Origin of the sequence: Rahnella ecdela (assembly GCF_019049625.1) — a bacterium.
GTDB classification, from domain to species: domain Bacteria; phylum Pseudomonadota; class Gammaproteobacteria; order Enterobacterales; family Enterobacteriaceae; genus Rahnella; species Rahnella ecdela.
Genome location: NZ_JAFMOY010000133.1, coordinates 464,730 through 484,381 on the forward strand (window position 1 = coordinate 464,730; position 19,652 = coordinate 484,381).

Below are 19,652 nucleotides of genomic sequence, written 5' to 3' on the forward strand. Positions count from 1 at the left end.
TCAATCACTTTTGTGATTTTTCATCAACGGGTACGCCATGTCTTTTCCTGAAGATTTTCGTTTAATCAGCTATCTTTCGCGCCTCGAGCACGCCGTCCGTTTTCCGCTGTCGTCGTCTTATCCGGAATCGATGAGCATCGATACCTTGTTTGAGCTTGCGGGAAAACAGCATCGTGCGCCGTTCATGCAGACCATTCTGGATTATCCGCCGCTGCGCGGAACGCCCGAGTTGCTCGACGCCATCGCCTCGACCTACAAAAATGTGACTGCGCAGGACGTCATCAGTTTTGCCGGTGCCGACGAAGCGATTTACGCCAGCTTCCAGATGCTGCTCAAATCCGGCGATCACGCGGTGGTGATCACCCCCAATTATCAGTCGCTGGAAAGCGTGCCGTTATCGCTGTGCGACGTCACCGGCGTGGCACTTGAGGAAGATAACGACTGGGCGCTGGATACCGGTAAAGTCCGCGCTGCGCTGCGTGCCAATACCAAAGTGCTGGTGATTAACTTCCCGCATAATCCGACAGGGGCACTGATCAGCCGTCAGCAACTCAATGAACTGATCGACCTGTGCCGCGAGCGCGGGATCTGGATCTTCTCCGATGAAGTTTACCGTCTGACCGAATTCGATCCGGCCGATCGTCTGCCGCAGCTGGCTGATATTTATGAGCGCGGGATCTCCCTGAACGTGACGTCAAAAGCTTACGGGTTACCGGGGCTGCGCATCGGCTGGGTGGCATGTCAGGATAAAGCGTGGATGCTGGAACTTGAGCGCATGAAGCAATATCTGTCTATCTGCAACTCAATGCCGGGAGAGTTTCTCACTGCGGTGGCGCTGAACGCCAGTGCGCCAATTCTCGAGCGGGTGATGGAACGTTCGCGCCGGCAGCTGGCGTCGCTCACCGCATTTCTGGCGAAATACCCGCACCTGTTCCGGCTCTCAGTGCCAAAAGCCGGTGTGCTGGCATTTCCGCGTTATACCGGCGCAGAAGGCGCAGAAGCGTTTGCCACGCAGCTGGTGGAAGAAGCCGGTGTGATGGTTATTCCTTCCGTCGCCTACGCGTCAGAACTGAACACCGTGTCTGAAGATTTTCTGCGCATTGGTTTTGGTCGCGAAAATCTCGATGAAGGGCTGGGTGAAATGGGCAAATGGCTGGATAAACGATAAGTTTAAATGGATTACCCCAGCACCTGTTTTTCGGTCAGAAAATCAATAAACACCCGCACTTTTGGCAGCATATGGCGGCTGCTCGGCCACACTACCGAGAATTTGCCGCCTTCTTTCAGATACGTTGACAACACCGAAATCAGCTCGCCGGACGCCAGATAATCACGCACGATAAACTCCGGCACATACGCCAGCCCTAATCCCTGCAACGTCGCCTGTAAAATTGATTCCAGATTGTTGCTGCTCAGCGCCAGCGGCAGCTCCGGCGGCGTCGTGCCTGTCATCTCCCATTCCTGCCACTGTCCGTTGCCCGGAAAACGGTAGCGCAGACAGGCGTGCTCATAAAGGCTGTCCGGCGTAAGCGGTTCCGGATGCTCAGCAAAATAGTGCGGAGCTCCCACAATCGCAAAGCGGAACGGCCCGAGGCGGCGCGACATCATCTGCGAACTGCTCAGCTCGCCGCTGCGAATAGCGATATCAAAACCTTCATCAATGACATTCACCATCCGGTCGCTGAAATCCAGATCCAGCTCCACGTCCGGATAACGCTGGCGGAATTCCGGCAGGTGCGGCAACAACATGCGGTAACCGATAGCCGGCGCGGTGATGCGCAATTTTCCACGCGGCACGGCGGAAATCCGCACCAGTTCCTGCTCGGCGTCTTCCAGTTGCATCACAATGTTCTGGCAGCGTTCGAAAAACAGCTGGCCTTCGTCGGTCAGGCTGATACGCCGGGTGCTGCGGTTGAACAGCCTTACACTCAGTTTTTCTTCCAGCCGCGCCACGCTTTTACCGACCGCCGAGGCAGAAATGCCCATCCGTTCCGCGGCTGCGGCAAAACTCTGACTCTGCGCCGCACGGACGAACGCCAGTAAGCCGTTGAGGTTTTCCATTTATCGATTCCCGTTTATTCGAGCGTTTTAGTCCTTAATCATCGGACTTACGGCCTGTTTCCGCAACATTACTGACATTTTATCATCATGATTATCGTCAACTGTCGGAAGAAGCCATGAACTCAACAACAACACAGTCAGCGGGCAGCCTGCGGGTTTTATTTACCGTGTGCCTGGCAGCGGTCATTTTGCCGCTCAACTTTGTCAGCGGTGCAGTAGCAACGCCTGCCATTGCACGTGAGCTCGGCGGCAGCGCGCAGGCGCTGAGCTGGATAACCAATTCTTTCATGCTGACGTTTGGCTGCTTTCTGATGGCCGCCGGTGCGCTGGCAGATGAACTGGGGCGTAAAAAAGTGTTTATCAGCGGCGTCTCGCTGTTTGCCCTGCTGTCTCTCTTGCAGGCTTTCAGCAGCAGTTTACTGTGGATTGATCTGCTGCGCGCCGCACAGGGCATCGCCGCCGCTGGCGCACTGGCCGGTGGCGCAGCGGCTCTGGCACAGGAATTCGACGGCGCAGCGCGCACTAAGGCGTTCAGCCTGATGGGCAGCAGTTTTGGTGTCGGGCTGGCTTTCGGCCCGTTCCTCGCAGGTGTGCTGATCGCGAATTTCGGCTGGCGCTCGGTGTTTTTCTCCGCCACGGTGATTGCCGTACTTTCGCTGGTCACGGGTGCTGCCCGGATGCGCGAAACCCGCAATCCGCAGGCGACGGGCATTGACTGGCCGGGCACTCTCACCTTTACCGCCATGCTGGCGCTGCTGACCTGGGCACTGATGGAAATTCCGCAATCCGGTCTGCAAAGTCCGCAGGTACTTTCGCTACTGGCTGCTGCAGCTGTTCTGCTGGCGATTTTTGTCCTGGCAGAACGGCGGGTAAAAAACCCGATGCTCGATTTATCGCTGTTCCGCTATATCCGTTTTATCGGCGTGCAGGCGCTGCCGCTGGCGACCGGATTCTGTTTTGTGGTGCTGCTGGTGATTTTACCGATGCTGTTTATCGGCGTAGAAAATCTTAGCGAAGAACGTGCCGGACTGATGATGATGGCGCTTTCAGTACCGATGCTGGTGGTTCCTTTGCTGGCGGCATGGCTGACGCGCTGGATTTCAGCAGGCGTGTTATGTACCTCGGGTTTAGTGATTGCCGCCGCCGGTTTGGGCTGGCTGAGTCAGGCGGTGCTGGCGCAGGATATGGCTGCCATGATCGCACCGATGGTGATGATTGGCATCGGGACAGGCCTGCCCTGGGGGCTGATGGATGGATTGTCGGTGAGCGTGGTTCCCAAAGAGCGAGCGGGCATGGCGACCGGGATTTTCAGCACCACGCGCGTGGCCGGAGAAGGCATTTCGCTGGCGATCGTCGGTGCCATTCTGTCGGCATTAACACACAGCGCACTGGCGGCGAATTTTACAGCGGGTGACATCAGTCAGGCCGCTCAGCGGCTGGCAACCGGTAATCTCGCCGTGGCGCAGCAGCTTATTGGGCAGGCCAGCACGTCGCAGCTTCAGCAACTCTATGCCGCGTCACTGCACCCGCTGTTGCTGTGTCTGATGGCAATTACACTGGTTTCCGCACTCGTGGTGCTGCTGGCACTGCGGGGCAATCATCAGGATGAACCTGAAGCGGCGCCCGCCGTGTGTCAGAAGGATCTGTCGCCGTAACCGGCTTCCAGTACCGGACGCAACCGCGCGTAGATCTCTTCAATTTCTGCGGGGATCTCCACTTCGGCAATAAAGCCCGCTCCTCGCGGGCCATAACCGCCCGGCGCATTACGCAGACGTGGGATCTCGCCGAGCAACAACGACACAAACCGCGGCAAAGCCCACAGGCTGTGATGCCCTTCTCCGGCAAAGCGCAGCCCTTCGCCCTCACGTTCCAGCTGAGGTACCAGCACCGGCCAGTTGAGGAACGTCACTTCAGGGCGATCGCGCCAGACGTGACGGAAACTGGCGTCAGTGCGCAGCTGCATCAGCGGATCCTGCACCAGCGTGATGTGGTTATAGTTCTCATCGACCAGATCCAGCACCCGGCGCGCCTGTAAGGCATTGTCACCGCAGTTAGTTGACGCGGTTTCCAGCAAAATCTGCTTTTGCGGTGCCGCGCAGCACTGAACGCCGATATCGTTCAGCACTTCAGCTTCACTGCGACCCGATGTATGGATATGACGGTAACGCGGATGCGTCTGTACCGCCTGATACAGCAACTCGGTGGAATGGCCGATCCCTCCGGCAATCAGCAAACGGGAAATCCGCCCCTGCGCCAGCGCCTGAAACGCCGCTTCGGCGGTCGGCAAAATCGCGTTACCCAGCAGGATCATCAGGGAAGGTTCACCCTCCGGCCCTTTTCCTGAGGTCTGATCGAAGGCCAGAAAATGCGCCAGCCGGTTCATATCGTTAATCACGGACTCAGTAAACATTCCGGTCTCCGGTAAAAAATGCTGATATCAGAAAGGTTTAAGGCCACACAAAAAATGGTTAATTAATCTCATCGTTCCGCTGCTATAAGGCAATCATAAATAAAATTAAACGCAAATTTACAGAGTAAAACTCCGATAATTTTCCGTTAATAGAATTTTTATCCTTATTGGCGTAAATGCCAAAAAGATCCGCTTAAGGTAAATTTATTAACTTATATTTAACCATAACGGCGTTTTTCATCATGTGGTTAAGGTCAGGGATGTCTTCAGTAGTAACTGAAAAACATAAGTCCCGGCCTGAACGCTGTTTATTATCCGATTTTCTTGCAGTCCTTTTGTATTGATTACTGACCACCAGAGGATTTCCACATGCAACGGTGTTGCATGAATACGCAGCTGTATACGTTGTTATTGGGAGTCATCATGGGCGATAAAAATTCATTATTACTGGCTGTTCTTGCTGCTGCAACGCTGACGTTAGCCGCAGGCGCGCAGGCCGCCGGAACCTTAACAGGGCAAGTGGGCGTTCAGCTGACCATCAGTACCGGTTGTACTGTCGGTAATGGTACATCAACCGGGGGCACCAACCAGTGGGGGACCCTGAATTTTGGTAATTACGCTGACCTGACCAGCGTCATCAACGGGACAGTATTTGGTGCCAACGGCACGGGTGCGGTCACCATCACCTGTAGCACCGGGCTGACACCGACGCTTTCGCTTAATGGCGGGCTGGCAGCAACCGGCGGATTACGAACCATGACATCCAGCGGCAACAGCATTCCTTACCGCCTCTATTCTGACACTGCGCGTACCACAGAAATCGCCATCAATACGCCGATCACTCTGACGACGGGCACCACTGCACAAAATATCCCAATTTATGGTCGTGTACTGCCTGCTGACCAGACCAGCACCACGCCGGCTGCGGGGACGTATAACGATACCGTTGTTGCCACTCTTTCCTGGTAAGGCTGTTTTCCATCAGAGACGTTTCGCCTCTGACTGGCTTTTGTTTCAAGGAAGGAAAGATCATGGACATCAAGGTACTGCTGCTACTGCCAGCTATCTTGCTGGTGTCGATGCAGTTACGCATTCCATTCAGTCAGGCGGCAACGATAGGCATCAGCGCCACGTTGCTGCCCGCCTGCAATGCGGGAACCACGACGTCCGGGAGCACCAGCTTCGGTACGCTGAATTTTGGCAATTATGCGTCGCTGACCAGCGCCATTAACGCCACCAGTGCGCAGCTGGCGGGGTCGATTCGCGTGAATTGCGTGAACGGGCTGACGTATAAAATCGTGATGGATGGTGGCAGCAGCGGCGTGGTCACCGCCCGCAGGATGGTCAATACCACCAACGGCGCGCTGACCCTGCAATACAACCTTTACACCACGGCGGCACGCACCACTGTCTGGGATAACGTGACCGGCGTGAGCGGAACCGGCAACGGCGCAGATCAGTGGAGCACAGTCTATGGCCGCGTTCCGGCACAGACTACGCCTGCCGCCGGTGTTTATCAGGATACGGTGAATGTCACCGTATCCTGGTAGAGGTTTTTATGCCTGGCCGTTTGCTGGTGCCGCAGGTGCTGCTCATGGTGCTGTCGCTGATAATGATGCCGCTTTTCATGTGCGGCTCAGCGCGCGCTGCCACGGCCACCGCGACGTTTACGGTGACGGCCTCCCTCACCAATGGCTGCGTTTTCGGCAGCTCGCTTTCCAGCCCGACCACCAATCTGGGCACGATCAACTTCGGTTCGTTTCCTTCCGCTCCCACCAATGTCGATGTGGTCAGCACGTCGGGCGCAGGCTCGGTCGTGGTGACCTGTACACCGGGCACCACGGTGGCGATTGGCATGGATTATGGCATACATGGCGGCTCCGCCACCCAGCGATATATGGCCAACAGCGGTGCCACCGCGACGCTGGGCTATCAGCTATATCAGAACGCCGCACGCACCGTGGTTTGGGGAACCGGTGCACAGGCGATGACCATCAGCAGCTTTCCCTCAACAACTCAAACTTATCCGGTCTATGGCCGGTTGTTTTCTTTCACGACGTCACCCACTGCGGGCACTTACACCGACACGGTAACCGTGACTCTCACTTATTGAATCATCAGGATATGAGCTATGACGACGATGTTCTCACGCATGATTGCTACCACCGCCCTGACTGTAGCGTTGTTTTCCAGCATGGCGATTCAGGCCGCCAGTTCGGTGCTGGTGTGGCCGGTCTATCAGATTATCGAATCCGATCAGAACGGATCGGCTTTGTGGCTGGAAAACCGCGGCGCGGATCCGGTGTCTTTACAGGTGCGTGTGCTGGCCTGGAAGCAGGAGAATTTTAACGAGAAATACGCGGATCAGACCAACGTGGTCGCCAGTCCGCCTTTCGCTACCGTTCCGCCGGGCCAGCGCCAGCTGATCAGGCTCATCAGAAATACACCCGTACCGGCCAATACCGAACAGGCTTACCGCATTATTATCGATGAGATCCCTTCCCCGCTGAACAGCGCCGGTGAAGGCAAAGACAAAGCGGTGGTCGGGCTGCAATTGCAGATGCGTTATCTTCTGCCGCTGTTTATGGATGGCGGCAGCTTATGGACCAACGATCGCCCGGATATGAAGCGCGACGCATCAACGGCGACCCGCCCGATCCTTACCTGGCGTTCGGTCTCTGAAGGCGGAAAAACGTATTTGCAGGTGCGCAATACCGGCATCGTCCATGCGCGTCTGAGCAACGTATTCTGGTCAGCGGCTGACAACCAGAAGCAGGGCGTCAAAACCATGGTCGGCGGCTTTATGGGGTATGTTTTGCCGGGTCAGCAGATGCGCTGGCCGGTGCCGGCAGGCGTGACGCCGGGCGCGCAGCTCAATGCGCAGATTGCGGATAACACCAAACCGATTGTTATTCCACGCGGCGAATAACAGCAGGAGCCGCAACGGATGCCAAAAAGACATCTTCCCGGAGCAGGTTGTCAGCGTGTGCTGATTTTCCGGGGAAGCCTGTGCCTGTTGTATCTGAGCGCCTTTGGCGCGCAGGCGCAGGAATACTCTTCACTGCCTGATGCCCCGCGAGCGGCACCGGTGGTGACGGACGCCATGTTTTATCTGTCGATTGTGGTCAACGGCCAGACGGATAATCAGGTCGTGCCGGTGACGTATCGCAACAACGCGTATTTTGTGGAAGCCGGTGTACTGGCAAAAAATCACATCCACATTAACGGCCAGCAGGGGCTGATTAACGTCGGTGAACTGCCGGATGTGAAAGCGAAATACGATTCGGCCACGCAGCAGCTGGTGTTAACGGTGCCGGATGCCTGGCTGCCGAACCAGAATGTCAGCGGCGATCCGCTGATGAATTACACGCCGTCACAAAGCAGCACCGGCCTGCTGTTTAACTATGATTCGTACTACACCGACCCGCCCGGCGGTTCGAAATCTATCGCCACCTGGATGGAACAACGTTTATTCAGCAGCCTCGGGCTTTTCACCAATACCGGTACTTACCGCTATAACGTCGACAGTTCAGGCAATAACGAAAATGGCGGCAGCACCGCGCAGGATGGCTATCTGCGTTACGACACGTTCTGGCGATTCACTGACGAGAAGAACCTTATCAGCTATCAGGTCGGGGATTTCGTCAGCGATTCTCTGACCTGGAGTAATTCGGCACGCATGGCCGGTTTGCGTATCAGCCGCAACTTTGCCGTCCGCCCCGATCTTGTGACCTATCCGCTGTTGCAGTACAGCGGCACCGCGGCGGTACCGAGTACCGTTGACCTGTTCCTTAATGGCTACAAGGCCAGCAGTAATAACCTGAATTCCGGGCCGTTTACGCTGACCAACGTGCCGTATATCAACGGTGCCGGTGAAGCGACGATTGTCACCACTGATGCGGTCGGACGGCAGGTTTCCACCAGCGTACCGTTTTATGTTTCCAACACTTTACTGCGCAAAAACCTCAGCGATTTCGACTTCTCACTCGGGGCGGTGCGCAACAATTATGGCGTCACAAACGGCGATTATTCAGATGCCGCCTTCAGTGGAATTTACCGTTACGGACTGAGCGATTACCTGACACTGTCAGGCCATACCGAAATTGTGCAGGGTCTGGCGCTGGGAGGATTAGGGGCGGATGTCGCGGTGGGAACATGGGGGACGCTGAGCGTTTCCGGTAGCCAGAGTAAGGCCGATCACCCGCCGGTCAGCAGCGATAATCAGATAGTGACGCAGGATAATTACAACAACGGACAGACGCCGGGTATCCCGAATTCCAGCGGAGAAATAGACAATCCGCTGGGTGAGAATATCACTGATAAAAAAGACGGCAGCCAGTACACGCTGGGGTATTCCTATTATTCGACGATTTTCAGCCTCTCGGCACTGCGCTCAAAACGCACGGTGGGCTATCAGGACATCACCTCATACACCAGTGACACGCGGTTAAGCCGTCAAGCCGATCAGGTGACGTTCAGCACCTCGCCGTTCGGGCCTTCCAACGGCACGATGGGCATCGGCTATTACGACGTCGAAGCCTATGACAATTCGCATACGCGGCTGGTGAATTTCTCCTACAGCCGCTCGCTGTGGGGACAAAGCAGCATGTTTTTATCGCTCAATAAAACGTTGGGCGATAACGGATACAGCGCGCAGCTGCAGTTCATCATTCCGATTGGCACCAATATCAATATGAATGCCGGTGTGCAGCGTGACAGCGCGGGCAATTATCAGGAGCAAATCGGCGCCAGCAAAGCCACACCTACCGACGGCGGCCTGGGCTGGAATCTGGCCTATAGCGGCGGTAATGACCCGTATCAGCAGGCTGATGCCACCTGGAAATCCCGCTACGCCACGATTCAGGGCGGCTTCTACGGCAATCAGGGCGATTACACCAACTGGGCTGATCTCAGCGGTTCAGTTGTGTTTATGGCCAATGACTGGTTCCTCTCCGACAAGATCAATGACGCCTTTATTGTGGTTGATACCGATCATTACGCCGACGTTCCGGTGCTTTTCGAGAATCAGAAAATGGGCAAAACCGATAAGAACGGACACCTGCTGATCCCGACCGTCAGCTCATATTATCCGGCCAAAGTGGAAATCGACACCCTGCCACTGCCCGCTGATGTGGTCGCCAATAACGTTAATGACCGCATCGCCGTGAAACAAGGCAGCGGCGTGGTGGTGAAATTTAACGTTGAGAAAGTGCTGTCAGCCAATATCACACTCCATGACGCCGCCGGACAACCGCTTAAGCTGGGCACGCTGGTCACCGAGCAAAATACGCAACAAACCACCGTGACCGGTTACGACGGCCTGGTATATTTCTCGCATCTGAAGGAAAACAACGTGCTGAATATCCAGCAGGAAGATCATTCGGTCTGCCGGGTCAGCTTCACACTGAACCCTGACCGTCACAGCATTGAGCAGGTCGGCCCGCTGTCCTGCCCTGATAGTAAAACGGGTAGTACAACGAATAATACAACGGGTAAAACAGCGGCCAGCGCAGCGAACGCTATGCCAGGAGATCAGTCATGAGAATATTCAGACAGTGGATACGTCACGCATTAGTACTGATGCTGTTAACGGGCGCGTCTTCGCAGGCTTTTGCCGGTTGTACCACGGCGGCCTCGACCATCACGCTGGGCACCCAAAACTCCTTTGCGGTCAGCACATCTCCGCTGGTGACCGCGGGCGGCAGCGGATTAAGCTGCACCGGTCCGTTGCTGAGTATCGGCGGCACCAACGTCATTACTGCCACCATTGGCGCCACACTGCATCCGAGCGGCACGCAGCCCCGTCTTTACAGCGCGGCGACCGGCCAGTTTCTGCCCTACAACCTGTGTAAGGACAGCGGCTGCGGCACGGTGTATAACCAGGGTGATGTGATTAGCTGGAACAGCACGACCGCACTGGGGTTACTCGGGCTGTTTTCCGGACCGAACGGCACATTGCCGCTGTATGTGATGCCCAAAACGCTGTCCAATCTGGCGGCCGGCACCTACACAGATACCGTGCCAATCGCCTGGACGTGGAACATCTGCTCGGTGGCCATCGGAACTTTATTGTGTATCGCTGATACCGGCAACGTCAGCGGCACTGTTAACCTGACGCTTAACGTCACCAACTTTTGTTATATCGACAGCGCGCCAAATGTCGGTTTTGGCAGCGCCGCCCTGCCATCCGGCCTGACGACGGTGGTCGCCAATACCATCAGCGTACGTTGTACGCTCAATGCCAGTTATTCCGTCAACCTTACCAGCAGCGTGCCGGTGACTGGCGTTTACCGGCAGATGGCCTCCACCGTCGGCAGCACCACCAGTTATCTGCAATATCAGATATTTAAAGGTGACAGCACGGTCTGGACGGCAGCCACCAACAGCAGCGCCACCGGTACCGGAACATCACAATCATTCCCGTATACCGCGTCAGTTAATTTGTCGCAAAGCAATCAGCCCGCCGGAAACTACAGCGATACGGTGACGGTTACTGTGACGTATTAACGAGGAGAAAACAGAACCGGCGCAGCGAATGCGCACCGGTTTTGGAGCAGAAAATTTTACAGCGCTTTCAGCGTTTTGATGGTTGCATCCACATCAATTTCATCTTCGGTGAACACATAAGTACTGTTCTGGAAGGTGGTGATCAACAGCTTTTTCATGGTACGCGTCGTAGCTTTTTTCTCTTCTTCCTGCGGGCGGATGCGGTTCATCAGCAGGCCCACGGACAGCACGGCGTTTTCTTTGTCGATCTTCGCTTCGCCCGGCACTTCTTCGTTAAAGGCCAGGAAGGATTTGATACTGCTGATTTTGATACGCTCACCGGCAATGAAGATGTATTTGCTCTCTGGCTCGACTTTCACCGCAAAGGCGGAAAGGCCTTTGTTATTGGTGGTCGGCTCAAAAGTGACTGCTGCGTCTTTCTTAATCAGCTCAGGGTTTGCAACTTTAATCACGTGGAAATAACGGTTATCGCCGTTTTCATCTTTGATAAAACCGAAACCTTTATCTTCAAACCAGGTTGTGATTACGCCGTTCATCGCTTACCGCCTAAGTAATTATCTATTCAACATGTCAGTTTTTGCAGGGCGGCAGTGTAAAGCAGAATGAGGATAAAGTCCTGTGCTTTACAGCCTGATGCCCTCAGTTTATGTTGCTTTTCGGAACGTCAGATTAAATCTGTAGGATCCGGTCAGCGGATGTTCGCCCGCTTTCAGCGGCAATACGCCGTGATAATGCAGCCGCGACGGGCCGCCCCACACCACAATATCGCCATGTGTCAGCTGCACGCGCTGCGTTTTATCGCTGCGCTCCATGCCGCCAAACTGAAAAACCGCCGGTAAACCTAGCGAGACAGAGACGATCGGCTGGCCGAAATCGTGCTCGTCTTTGTCCTGATGCAGGCTCATTTTGGCACCGGGCTGATAACGGTTAATCAGGCAAGCATCCGGCTCAAATCCGGGGAATCCCGCCTGTTCCGCCGCTTTCACTGCAACCGTACGAAACAGTTCCGGCATCGGCGGCCATTGCTGATGATTTTCCGGCGACGTCGCCTGATAACGGTATCCGCTTTTATCTGTCACCCAACCAACATCCCCGCAGTTGGTCATGGCCACCGACATTGCGTAACCGCCGGGCGTCGCCCGGTACTGAAAAGGTACCAGTCCGGCAATGCGGTCGATTTCCGCCAGCAGCGCCACATCCTTTCCCAGCGCCGCACCGCGCAGAACCACGGCACCGGGACACAAATCCTCGCGCCAGTTCGGATGAAAATCCGGGTGATCGAAAAGATCCAAATTCATAGCCGCCTCCGCTCATGCGTATCTTTTAAGTATAACGGATGTAGCCTGACAGTCATTTTTTGCTGCCAGCGCGTGGCCAGAAAATCGAGTAACGCCTTCGCTGCCGGGCCCGTGCGCCGGCTTGGGCGCAAAAAGCGCAGTTAGTCAGCGGGTTTCTGCAACAAGATGAAATGACGCCGATGCTGGAAAAAGCCGCGCCTTATTCAGAAATTAATGCGATGTTTTAACGACTCATACGCGGCCTGAACAGGAGAGGTAAAATGAATGCCACAGCCAGCCCCGAAAATGTCATGCAAGCACGTCCGGCGGTTCTGCATATTTTATGCGGAAAAATAGCCTCGGGGAAATCTACCCTGTCCGCTCAACTGGCCAGCGAGCCCGGCACCATAGTTCTTAATGAGGACCAGTGGCTTGCTCATCTTTATCAGGATGAGATGCATAGCGTGGCGGATTATGTCCGCTGCTCCGCCAGACTCAGGCAAGCCATTGCGCCACACGCCATTTCTCTGCTCAGGGCAGGTGTCTCGGTGGTGCTGGATTTTCCGGCTAATACGGTAGCGAACCGCCAGTGGATGATGAGTCTTATCGCGGGATCGGGCGCGGACCACCGTCTGCATTATCTGAACGTGCCGGAGGAAGTGTGTAAAGCCCGGCTACGGGAACGCAATCAGGCCGGAACGCATCAGTTTAGTGTCACAGATGAGCAGTTTGATCTGATATCCCGTCACTTTGTCGCACCTGAACCGGAAGAAGGTTTTAACGTGATCCGCTACGGCTAAGCCCGCCACTTTTCAGCCGCGCCGTGAACAGGAATATTGTAGGGTTGTATCGTTTCAGCTAAGGTTGGATTAGAGGCCGCAAGGTCATAAAGAGCATCTGAAAGGAGAACGAAATGAGTCGGGAAATCAATAAAGACACGCAGTTGTGTATGTCCCTTTCCGGTCGTCCGGGAAATTTCGGCACGCGTTTTCATAATTACCTCTATCAGGCGTTAGACCTGAATTTTGTCTACAAAGCATTCTCTACCAATGATATCGAAGCCGCGGTGAAAGGCGTCCGCGCTCTGGGCATCCGGGGCTGCGCCGTGTCGATGCCGTTCAAGGAAGCCTGCATTCCTTTCCTCGATGAACTGGATCCTTCCGCCACCGCCATTCAGTCGGTGAATACCATCGTCAATGACGACGGCTTCCTGCGCGCCTACAACACCGACTATATTGCCGTCGCCAAATTGCTCGACAGCCATCAGGTGCCACGTGATTCCGTCTTCGCCCTGCGTGGCAGCGGCGGTATGGGTAAAGCGGTAGTCGCGGCCATTCGTGACGCCGGATTCAAAAAGGGTTACATCATTGCACGCAATGAAGCCAATGGTCGCGCGCTGGCTGAAGAATATGGCTATGAATGGAAAGCCGAACTGGGTGATTTACCGGTGGATATGGTGGTGAACGTCACGCCAATCGGAATGCCGGGTGCAGCAGAAGCCGAGTCGCTGGCGTTTGACAAGCAGGTGATTGACCGCGCCAGCACCGTGTTTGACGTGGTCGTAGCACCGGGCGGGACACCGCTTATCCGCTATGGCCGCGAACAGGGCAAAAAAATCATCACCGGCGAGGAAGTCGCCGCATTACAAGCTGTCGAACAGTTTGTGTTGTACACCGGCGAACGCCCGTCGGATGAGCTGATCGAGAAAGCGGCTGCGCACGCACGGGGCTAAGTTTCCTGCCACAACGTTAAAAGCCTCTCAAGAGAGAGGCTTTTTTATATGTGCAGATTGTTTAACGCACCAGACACGGTCTTTTCGGATCAAACTTCCAGTCCGGCACCAGGAACTGCATACCCTGCGCATCGTCTCGCGCACCGAGGCCCATGCCTTTATACAGTTCGTGGGCTTTCATCACCTGATCCATATCCAGCTCAACACCCAGCCCCGGCTGTTCCGGCACGCGTACTTTGCCGCCTTTTATCTGCAACGGTTCTTTGGTCAGGCGCTGATTGCCTTCCTGCCAGATCCAGTGCGTATCTATAGCGGTGATTTTGCCCGGCGCCGCAGCGGCTACCTGAGTAAACATCGCCAGCGAAATATCGAAGTGGTTATTGGAGTGCGAGCCCCACGTCAGGCCCCATTCGTGGCACATCTGCGCCACACGCACTGAACCCTGCATGGTCCAGAAATGCGGATCCGCCAACGGAATATCCACCGATTTCAGCTGGATGGTATGCCCCATCTGACGCCAGTCGGTGGCGATCATATTTGTCGCTGTCGGCAAACCGGTTGCCTGACGGAACTCCGCCATCACTTCACGCCCGGAGAAGCCCTGCTCCGCACCGCACGGATCTTCGGCATACGCCAGTACACCGCGTAATTGTTTACCCAGTACGATCGCTTCATTCAGCGACCAGGCACCGTTGGGATCGAGCGTGATCCGCGCCTGCGGGAATCGCTGCGCCAGCGCCGTTACGGCTTCAGCTTCTTCACTGCCCGCCAGCACGCCACCTTTGAGTTTAAAATCATTGAAGCCATATTTCTCATACGCCGCTTCCGCCAGACGCACCACCGCCGCCGGTGTCAGCGCTTCTTCATGTCGCAGACGGTACCAGTCGCAGCTGTCGCCCGGCTGGCTCTGATAGCCCAGCGACGTCTTGTTGCGGTCGCCGACATAAAAAAGATACCCAAGCATTTCGACTTCATCGCGCTGCTGTCCGTCACCCAGCAATGAGGCGACGGTCACGCCCAGATGTTTGCCGAGCAGGTCAAGCATCGCCGCTTCAATGGCGGTCACTACATGGATGGTGGTGCGCAAATCAAACGTCTGTAATCCGCGCCCGGAAGCATCGCGGTCGGCGAATTTTTCGCGCACGGCGGTCATCACATTCTTGTATTCACCCAGCGTTTTGCCGATCACCAGCAACGACGAATCCTCCAGCGTCTGGCGGATCTTCTCACCGCCCGGCACTTCGCCGACACCGGTATTACCGCTGCTGTCCCTGAGGATCAGAATATTACGGGTGAAAAACGGCGCGTGCGCACCGCTGAGATTGAGCAACATGCTGTCGTGTCCGGCAACCGGGATCACCTGCATGGAAACAATTTTTGGTGTAGATGATGCACTCATACTCACTCCTTATTGATTCAGATTCCGTAATCAGCGACCCATTGCCGGACGCTTACGATCGAATGTCCAGCCGGGGATCAGATACTGCATGGCGATGGCATCATTGCGCGCACCGGAGGGCAGTTTCTTGTGCAACTCATGGGCGCGGCGGATTTGATCCATATCGATCTCCACGCCCAGCCCCGGTTTTTCAGGGACTTTGATTTTTCCGTTCACAATTTGCAGCGGCTCTTTGGTCAGGCGCTGGTTGCCTTCCTGCCAGATCCAGTGCGTATCAATGGCCGTCGGTTTACCCGGCACCGCCGCGCCAACGTGGGTAAACATCGCCAGCGAAATATCAAAATGGTTATTCGAATGGCAGCCCCACGTCAGGCCCCATTCGTCACAAAGTTGTGCCACGCGCACCGCGCCGTGCATGGTCCAGAAGTGTGGATCGGCCAGCGGAATATCCACCGACTGCAACATCACCGCATGCTGCATCTCACGCCAGTTGGTGGCAATCATGTTGGTCGCCACCGGCAGACCCGTCGCACGACGGAATTCCGCCATGACTTCACGGCCGGAAAAACCCTGTTCTGCGCCGCACGGATCTTCGGCATAACTGAGGATCCCATGAAGGTCATTGCACAGGTCGATCGCTTCATTGAGCAGCCACGCACCGTTCGGATCGACGGTAATACGCGCGTCCGGGAAACGTTTTGCCAGCGCTTTGACCGCGTCGATCTCCTTCTCGCCCGGCAGCACGCCGCCTTTGAGTTTGAAATCTTTAAAACCGTAGCGGTCCTGCGCCGCTTCCGCCAGTCGCACCACCGCCTCACTGTTCATCGCTTCCTGATGACGCAGGTGATACCAGTCGTGAACGCCGCGCGCACCTTCCTGGTACGGAAGGTCAGTTTTCTGCCGGTCGCCAACGTAGAACAGATATCCCAGCACCGTCACTTCATCGCGCTGTTTGCCCGGTCCGAGGAGCTCGCACACCGGTACGCCGAGGAATTTGCCCATCAGGTCTAAGAGTGCCGCTTCCAGTGCCGCGACGGCGTTGACGCGCAGTTCAAAGGTCCACGCACCTTTGCCGAAAGAATCAAAATCAGACGACTGATTACCGACGTGGATCTGATGCACCAGCCGGTTCATGCGCGCCACTTCCTGACCTTTCACCTGGGGAATAGCTTCCACCAGCGTGTTGTAAATCACCTCTCCGCCCGGCGCTTCACCCACCCCGGTATTCCCGGCGCTGTCGGTCAGAATGACGATGTTGCGGGTAAAATAAGCGCCGTGCGCGCCGCCGATATTCATCAGCATGCTGTCATGCCCTGCGACCGGGATAACCTGCATATCAGTGATCACTGGTGAGGATTGTGTATTCATCATGATTTTCCTTTAGATCAGAAGGCACGTAACTGAATACGTTCGATTTTTCCGACGATAAACACGTAGCTGACGACCGCCAGTAGCGCGTGGACTCCGACGTAAATCAGCGCGCCGTTGAATGATCCGGTGCTGCCGATAATGTAGCCGATGGCGATTGGCGTAATGATGCCGGAGACGTTACCGAACATGTTGAAAAGCCCGCCGCTCAAACCGCTGATTTCTTTCGGTGCGGTGTCTGCCATCACTGCCCAGCCCAGAGCTCCCAGCCCTTTGCCGAAGAAAGCGAAAGCCATAATGCCCACCACCATCCATTCGGTATCAACGTAGTTACAGAAGATCATAGACATCGACAGCAGCATGCCGACCACAATCGGGGCTTTACGCGACAACGTGAGGTTGCCGGTTCTGCGCATCAGCCAGTCGGAAATAATCCCGCCCAGCACGCCGCCGAGGAATCCGCAAATCGCAGGCACGGAGGCCACCATCCCGGCTTTGAGAATTGACATGCCGCGCGCCTGCACCAGATATACCGGGAACCAGGTGATGAAGAAGTAGGTCAGAGCATTGATGCAGTACTGGCCTATGTAGATGCCAATCATCATGCGGGATTTCATTAACTGTTTAATCTGAAAAAGTTTTTCGCCTTTGACTGGCGCTTTTTTGGTGGTCTTCTGATCCATATTGATCAGCGCGCCACCGGCTTCCATGTAGTCGAGCTCAGCCTGATTTACGCCCGGATGATCTTTCGGATCGTGGATCACTTTCAGCCAGATAAAACTCAGGATGATCCCGAGACCTCCCATGAAGAAGAAGACATGCGACCAGCCTACAGTCTGAGTCAGCCAGCCCATGATCGGCGCGAAAATCACGGTCGCGAAATACTGTGCGGAGTTAAAAATAGAGACGGCGGTCCCGCGTTCCTGAGCCGGGAACCAGGCGGCGACAATCCTGCTGTTACCAGGAAAAGAAGGTGCTTCTGCCAGCCCGACCAGAAAACGTAATGCGAAGAGAGAAACCACAATGCCGAAGCCGCTGAAGACGTCGACGAAGCCTTGCAGCAGGGTAAATAAAGACCAGATAAAAATACTGTAGAAATAAACTTTTTTGGAACCGAATTTATCCAGCAACCAGCCACCGGGTATTTGCCCAATGACATAGGCCCATGAAAATGCCGAGAAAATATATCCCATCCCGACAGAATCCAGCCCGATATCTTTGGCCATTGCCGAACCGGCAATAGAGAGTGTGGCACGGTCGCCGTAATTAAATGAGGTGACAATAAATAACATCACCACTATCCAGTAGCGCGCGTTAGTTCTTTTTTTTACGGCACTGGCTGCTGAAACGGTAGTTTCCATGGTGTTCTCCACAATTAATGACAACGCCTCTAAACAGAGATAAAAGTCATTCCATTCACAGAACTGTAGGGTTCAGAGAAATGGAGCGCAGCCAGTATAGGGATAATCCGTTGACCAACTCATTAGGCAAAGCGACAAGCATAAACAGCGCTTTGCATTTATCTTGTTGCAAATGCCCAGCCGGATGGGAGTTGTTTCACAAAAAGTAAAACAGCTGTGACCGGTATCACGCAGTAAAAATCGCGAAAAATATGCCCTGCCTGAAATTAATAGAAATAATAATTTCAGGCAGGGCAATTAATTACAGCTGATCATTATCCAGCTGCAATGCCACATAAAGTAATAAGCGGTCGTCGAAATTACCCAGATCCAGACCGGTTAATTCCGAGATACGGTTCAGGCGATATTCCAGAGTATTGCGGTGGATATATAGCGCCTTTGAGGTCGCGGTCGGCTGCACATTATTATGGAACCAGGAAGCCAGCGTGCGGCGCAGTAATCCGTTGCCGTCGGTGGCTTTTAGCCTCGCCAGCGGGCGCACCAGTTCGTCGGCCTGCCAGCCGCCGCGCAGACTGTCGAGCAGGACGGGCAGGATCAAATCCTGATAGAAGTAACAACGCTGTTCCGGCATCCGCTGTTTACCGACGGTCATGGTAGTACGCGCGGTTCGGTAGGAACGGGCAATGCTGCCGGGGCCGGTGAAAAAGTTGCCCAGCGAAATGCGCACACGCAGACGGCCGGTTTCTGTCATGCGGGAAAGCAGGTGATCGATACGCTGACGGTGGCCGTCCGCATCCCAGCGGTCGTAACTGTTCAGCGCCGGTTTCAGGACCACCATTTCGGTGAGAGAAACAATAGCGATCAGATTGTCGCGCTCCGGCGTGGTCAGCAACGTTTGCAGCTGTTGCAGCTCTGCCATCGCGGAATCAACGCCGAGCTGACCGCTGTCGACTTCGACCACCGCCGCCACGCGCGGTCGATTCAGATCTATGCCCAGACGCTGCGCCCATTCCATCAGCGCCGGAGAAAGTTCGTCCACGCGGATAAGATTGAGTACTAACTCTTCACGCAGACGGCTGTCCTGCGCCAGCATATGCAGCAAACGCGCCTGTTCAAGCATCATTTCGGCGGTCATGCAGACCAGTTCACCATATTGTCGCAACTGAGCCGGATTACCGGTCAGACCGATCACGCCAACAATCTGGCCATCAATACGCAGCGGCAGATTGATCCCCGGACGCACACCGTGCAAATGCCTTGCTACGCCTTCGTCGATATCGACAATACGTTCCTGTGAAATTGCCAGCAAAGCCCCTTCGTGCAATTCCCCAAGACGTTGATCGTCGCCACTGCCGATAATTCTTCCGCGTCCATCCATGACATTCACATTGCTATCAATAATTTGCATGGTGCGGGCAACAATCTGTTGCGCCAGCTTTGCATCGAGATGATACGCCGACATGGATCCCCTGCCTTGGCTTATTGTTTTGTTGTCCGAAGAGCATACCCAGCGGTTTGCTGCCATACATTATGCAAA

At 55.1% G+C, this 19,652-nt stretch carries 18 protein-coding genes; 10 read left to right on the plus strand and 8 right to left on the minus strand.

All coding sequences use genetic code 11. The annotated features are described in order from the left end of the window. Positions 1 to 37: 37 nt before the first annotated feature. Positions 38 to 1,168 (plus strand): aminotransferase class I/II-fold pyridoxal phosphate-dependent enzyme, encoded by a 1,131-nt coding sequence (locus tag J1784_RS25470; RefSeq protein WP_217151492.1) that lies wholly within the window; start codon positions 38 to 40, stop codon positions 1,166 to 1,168. A gap of 11 nt (positions 1,169 to 1,179) precedes the next feature. Here the strand turns inward: J1784_RS25470 and J1784_RS25475 are convergent, their stop codons facing one another. Further along, on the minus strand, positions 1,180 to 2,061 hold the full coding sequence (locus J1784_RS25475; RefSeq protein WP_217151493.1) for a LysR substrate-binding domain-containing protein: 882 nt from the start codon (positions 2,059 to 2,061) through the stop codon (positions 1,180 to 1,182). Positions 2,062 to 2,177: 116 nt separating this feature from the next. Between J1784_RS25475 and J1784_RS25480 the strand changes: the two genes are divergently transcribed. Beyond that, entirely contained in the window at positions 2,178 to 3,716 is a 1,539-nt protein-coding gene (locus J1784_RS25480) for an MFS transporter (RefSeq protein ID WP_217151494.1), read from the plus strand. Here J1784_RS25480 and J1784_RS25485 read toward each other — a convergent pair. Further along, positions 3,695 to 4,471: a YdcF family protein gene (locus J1784_RS25485; RefSeq protein WP_217151495.1), complete on the minus strand. Its 777-nt coding sequence runs from the start codon at positions 4,469 to 4,471 to the stop codon at positions 3,695 to 3,697. The two genes, J1784_RS25480 and J1784_RS25485, sit on opposite strands and share 22 nt — an antisense overlap. Positions 4,472 to 4,894: 423 nt before the next feature. Between J1784_RS25485 and J1784_RS25490 the strand changes: the two genes are divergently transcribed. The 6 genes from J1784_RS25490 to J1784_RS25515 all read left to right on the plus strand — a co-directional run bounded on the left by J1784_RS25490 (position 4,895) and on the right by J1784_RS25515 (position 10,978). Next, positions 4,895 to 5,440 carry a Csu type fimbrial protein gene (locus J1784_RS25490; protein ID WP_120506600.1) on the plus strand — a complete coding sequence of 182 codons (546 nt, stop codon included), beginning with the start codon at positions 4,895 to 4,897 and terminating at the stop codon, positions 5,438 to 5,440. Positions 5,441 to 5,502: 62 nt separating this feature from the next. Beyond that, positions 5,503 to 6,021 carry a Csu type fimbrial protein gene (locus tag J1784_RS25495; RefSeq protein WP_217151496.1) on the plus strand — a complete coding sequence of 173 codons (519 nt, stop codon included), beginning with the start codon at positions 5,503 to 5,505 and terminating at the stop codon, positions 6,019 to 6,021. Between the two features lie 8 nt (positions 6,022 to 6,029). Continuing rightward, positions 6,030 to 6,584, plus strand: a complete 555-nt coding sequence (locus tag J1784_RS25500; protein ID WP_217151497.1) for a Csu type fimbrial protein — start codon at positions 6,030 to 6,032, stop codon at positions 6,582 to 6,584. A gap of 18 nt (positions 6,585 to 6,602) precedes the next feature. Continuing rightward, positions 6,603 to 7,400, plus strand: a complete 798-nt coding sequence (locus J1784_RS25505; RefSeq protein ID WP_217151498.1) for a fimbrial biogenesis chaperone — start codon at positions 6,603 to 6,605, stop codon at positions 7,398 to 7,400. 18 nt (positions 7,401 to 7,418) lie between these two features. Then, complete coding sequence (locus J1784_RS25510) at positions 7,419 to 10,013, plus strand: fimbria/pilus outer membrane usher protein (protein ID WP_238485703.1); 2,595 nt, start codon at positions 7,419 to 7,421, stop codon at positions 10,011 to 10,013. Then, positions 10,010 to 10,978 carry a Csu type fimbrial protein gene (locus tag J1784_RS25515; protein WP_217151499.1) on the plus strand — a complete coding sequence of 323 codons (969 nt, stop codon included), beginning with the start codon at positions 10,010 to 10,012 and terminating at the stop codon, positions 10,976 to 10,978. Before J1784_RS25510 ends, J1784_RS25515 begins: the two co-directional genes overlap by 4 nt. A gap of 56 nt (positions 10,979 to 11,034) precedes the next feature. Here the strand turns inward: J1784_RS25515 and J1784_RS25520 are convergent, their stop codons facing one another. Both J1784_RS25520 and alkB read right to left on the minus strand, forming a co-directional pair. Next, on the minus strand, positions 11,035 to 11,514 hold the full coding sequence (locus J1784_RS25520) for a cold-shock protein (RefSeq protein ID WP_217151500.1): 480 nt from the start codon (positions 11,512 to 11,514) through the stop codon (positions 11,035 to 11,037). Positions 11,515 to 11,622: 108 nt separating this feature from the next. Next, positions 11,623 to 12,276: a DNA oxidative demethylase AlkB gene (gene alkB / locus J1784_RS25525; protein ID WP_217151501.1), complete on the minus strand. Its 654-nt coding sequence runs from the start codon at positions 12,274 to 12,276 to the stop codon at positions 11,623 to 11,625. A gap of 260 nt (positions 12,277 to 12,536) precedes the next feature. Between alkB and J1784_RS25530 the strand changes: the two genes are divergently transcribed. Both J1784_RS25530 and J1784_RS25535 read left to right on the plus strand, forming a co-directional pair. Then, a complete protein-coding gene (locus J1784_RS25530; RefSeq protein ID WP_238485704.1) occupies positions 12,537 to 13,055 on the plus strand; it encodes a P-loop nucleotide/nucleoside kinase family protein in 519 nt (172 codons plus the stop codon). 113 nt (positions 13,056 to 13,168) lie between these two features. Beyond that, positions 13,169 to 13,987 carry a shikimate 5-dehydrogenase gene (locus J1784_RS25535; protein WP_217151502.1) on the plus strand — a complete coding sequence of 273 codons (819 nt, stop codon included), beginning with the start codon at positions 13,169 to 13,171 and terminating at the stop codon, positions 13,985 to 13,987. Positions 13,988 to 14,048: 61 nt separating this feature from the next. On the opposite strand, the gene gudD is transcribed toward J1784_RS25535, so the two are convergent. The 4 genes from gudD to J1784_RS25555 all read right to left on the minus strand — a co-directional run bounded on the left by gudD (position 14,049) and on the right by J1784_RS25555 (position 19,577). Further along, entirely contained in the window at positions 14,049 to 15,386 is a 1,338-nt protein-coding gene (gudD, locus tag J1784_RS25540; protein WP_217151503.1) for a glucarate dehydratase, read from the minus strand. Between the two features lie 30 nt (positions 15,387 to 15,416). Next, complete coding sequence (locus tag J1784_RS25545; protein ID WP_217151504.1) at positions 15,417 to 16,757, minus strand: glucarate dehydratase family protein; 1,341 nt, start codon at positions 16,755 to 16,757, stop codon at positions 15,417 to 15,419. Between the two features lie 14 nt (positions 16,758 to 16,771). Continuing rightward, positions 16,772 to 18,115 (minus strand): MFS transporter, encoded by a 1,344-nt coding sequence (locus J1784_RS25550; protein WP_217151505.1) that lies wholly within the window; start codon positions 18,113 to 18,115, stop codon positions 16,772 to 16,774. 301 nt (positions 18,116 to 18,416) lie between these two features. Further along, positions 18,417 to 19,577, minus strand: coding sequence for a CdaR family transcriptional regulator (locus J1784_RS25555; RefSeq protein WP_217151506.1), 1,161 nt, complete (start codon positions 19,575 to 19,577; stop codon positions 18,417 to 18,419). Between the last annotated feature and the right edge of the window lie 75 nt (positions 19,578 to 19,652).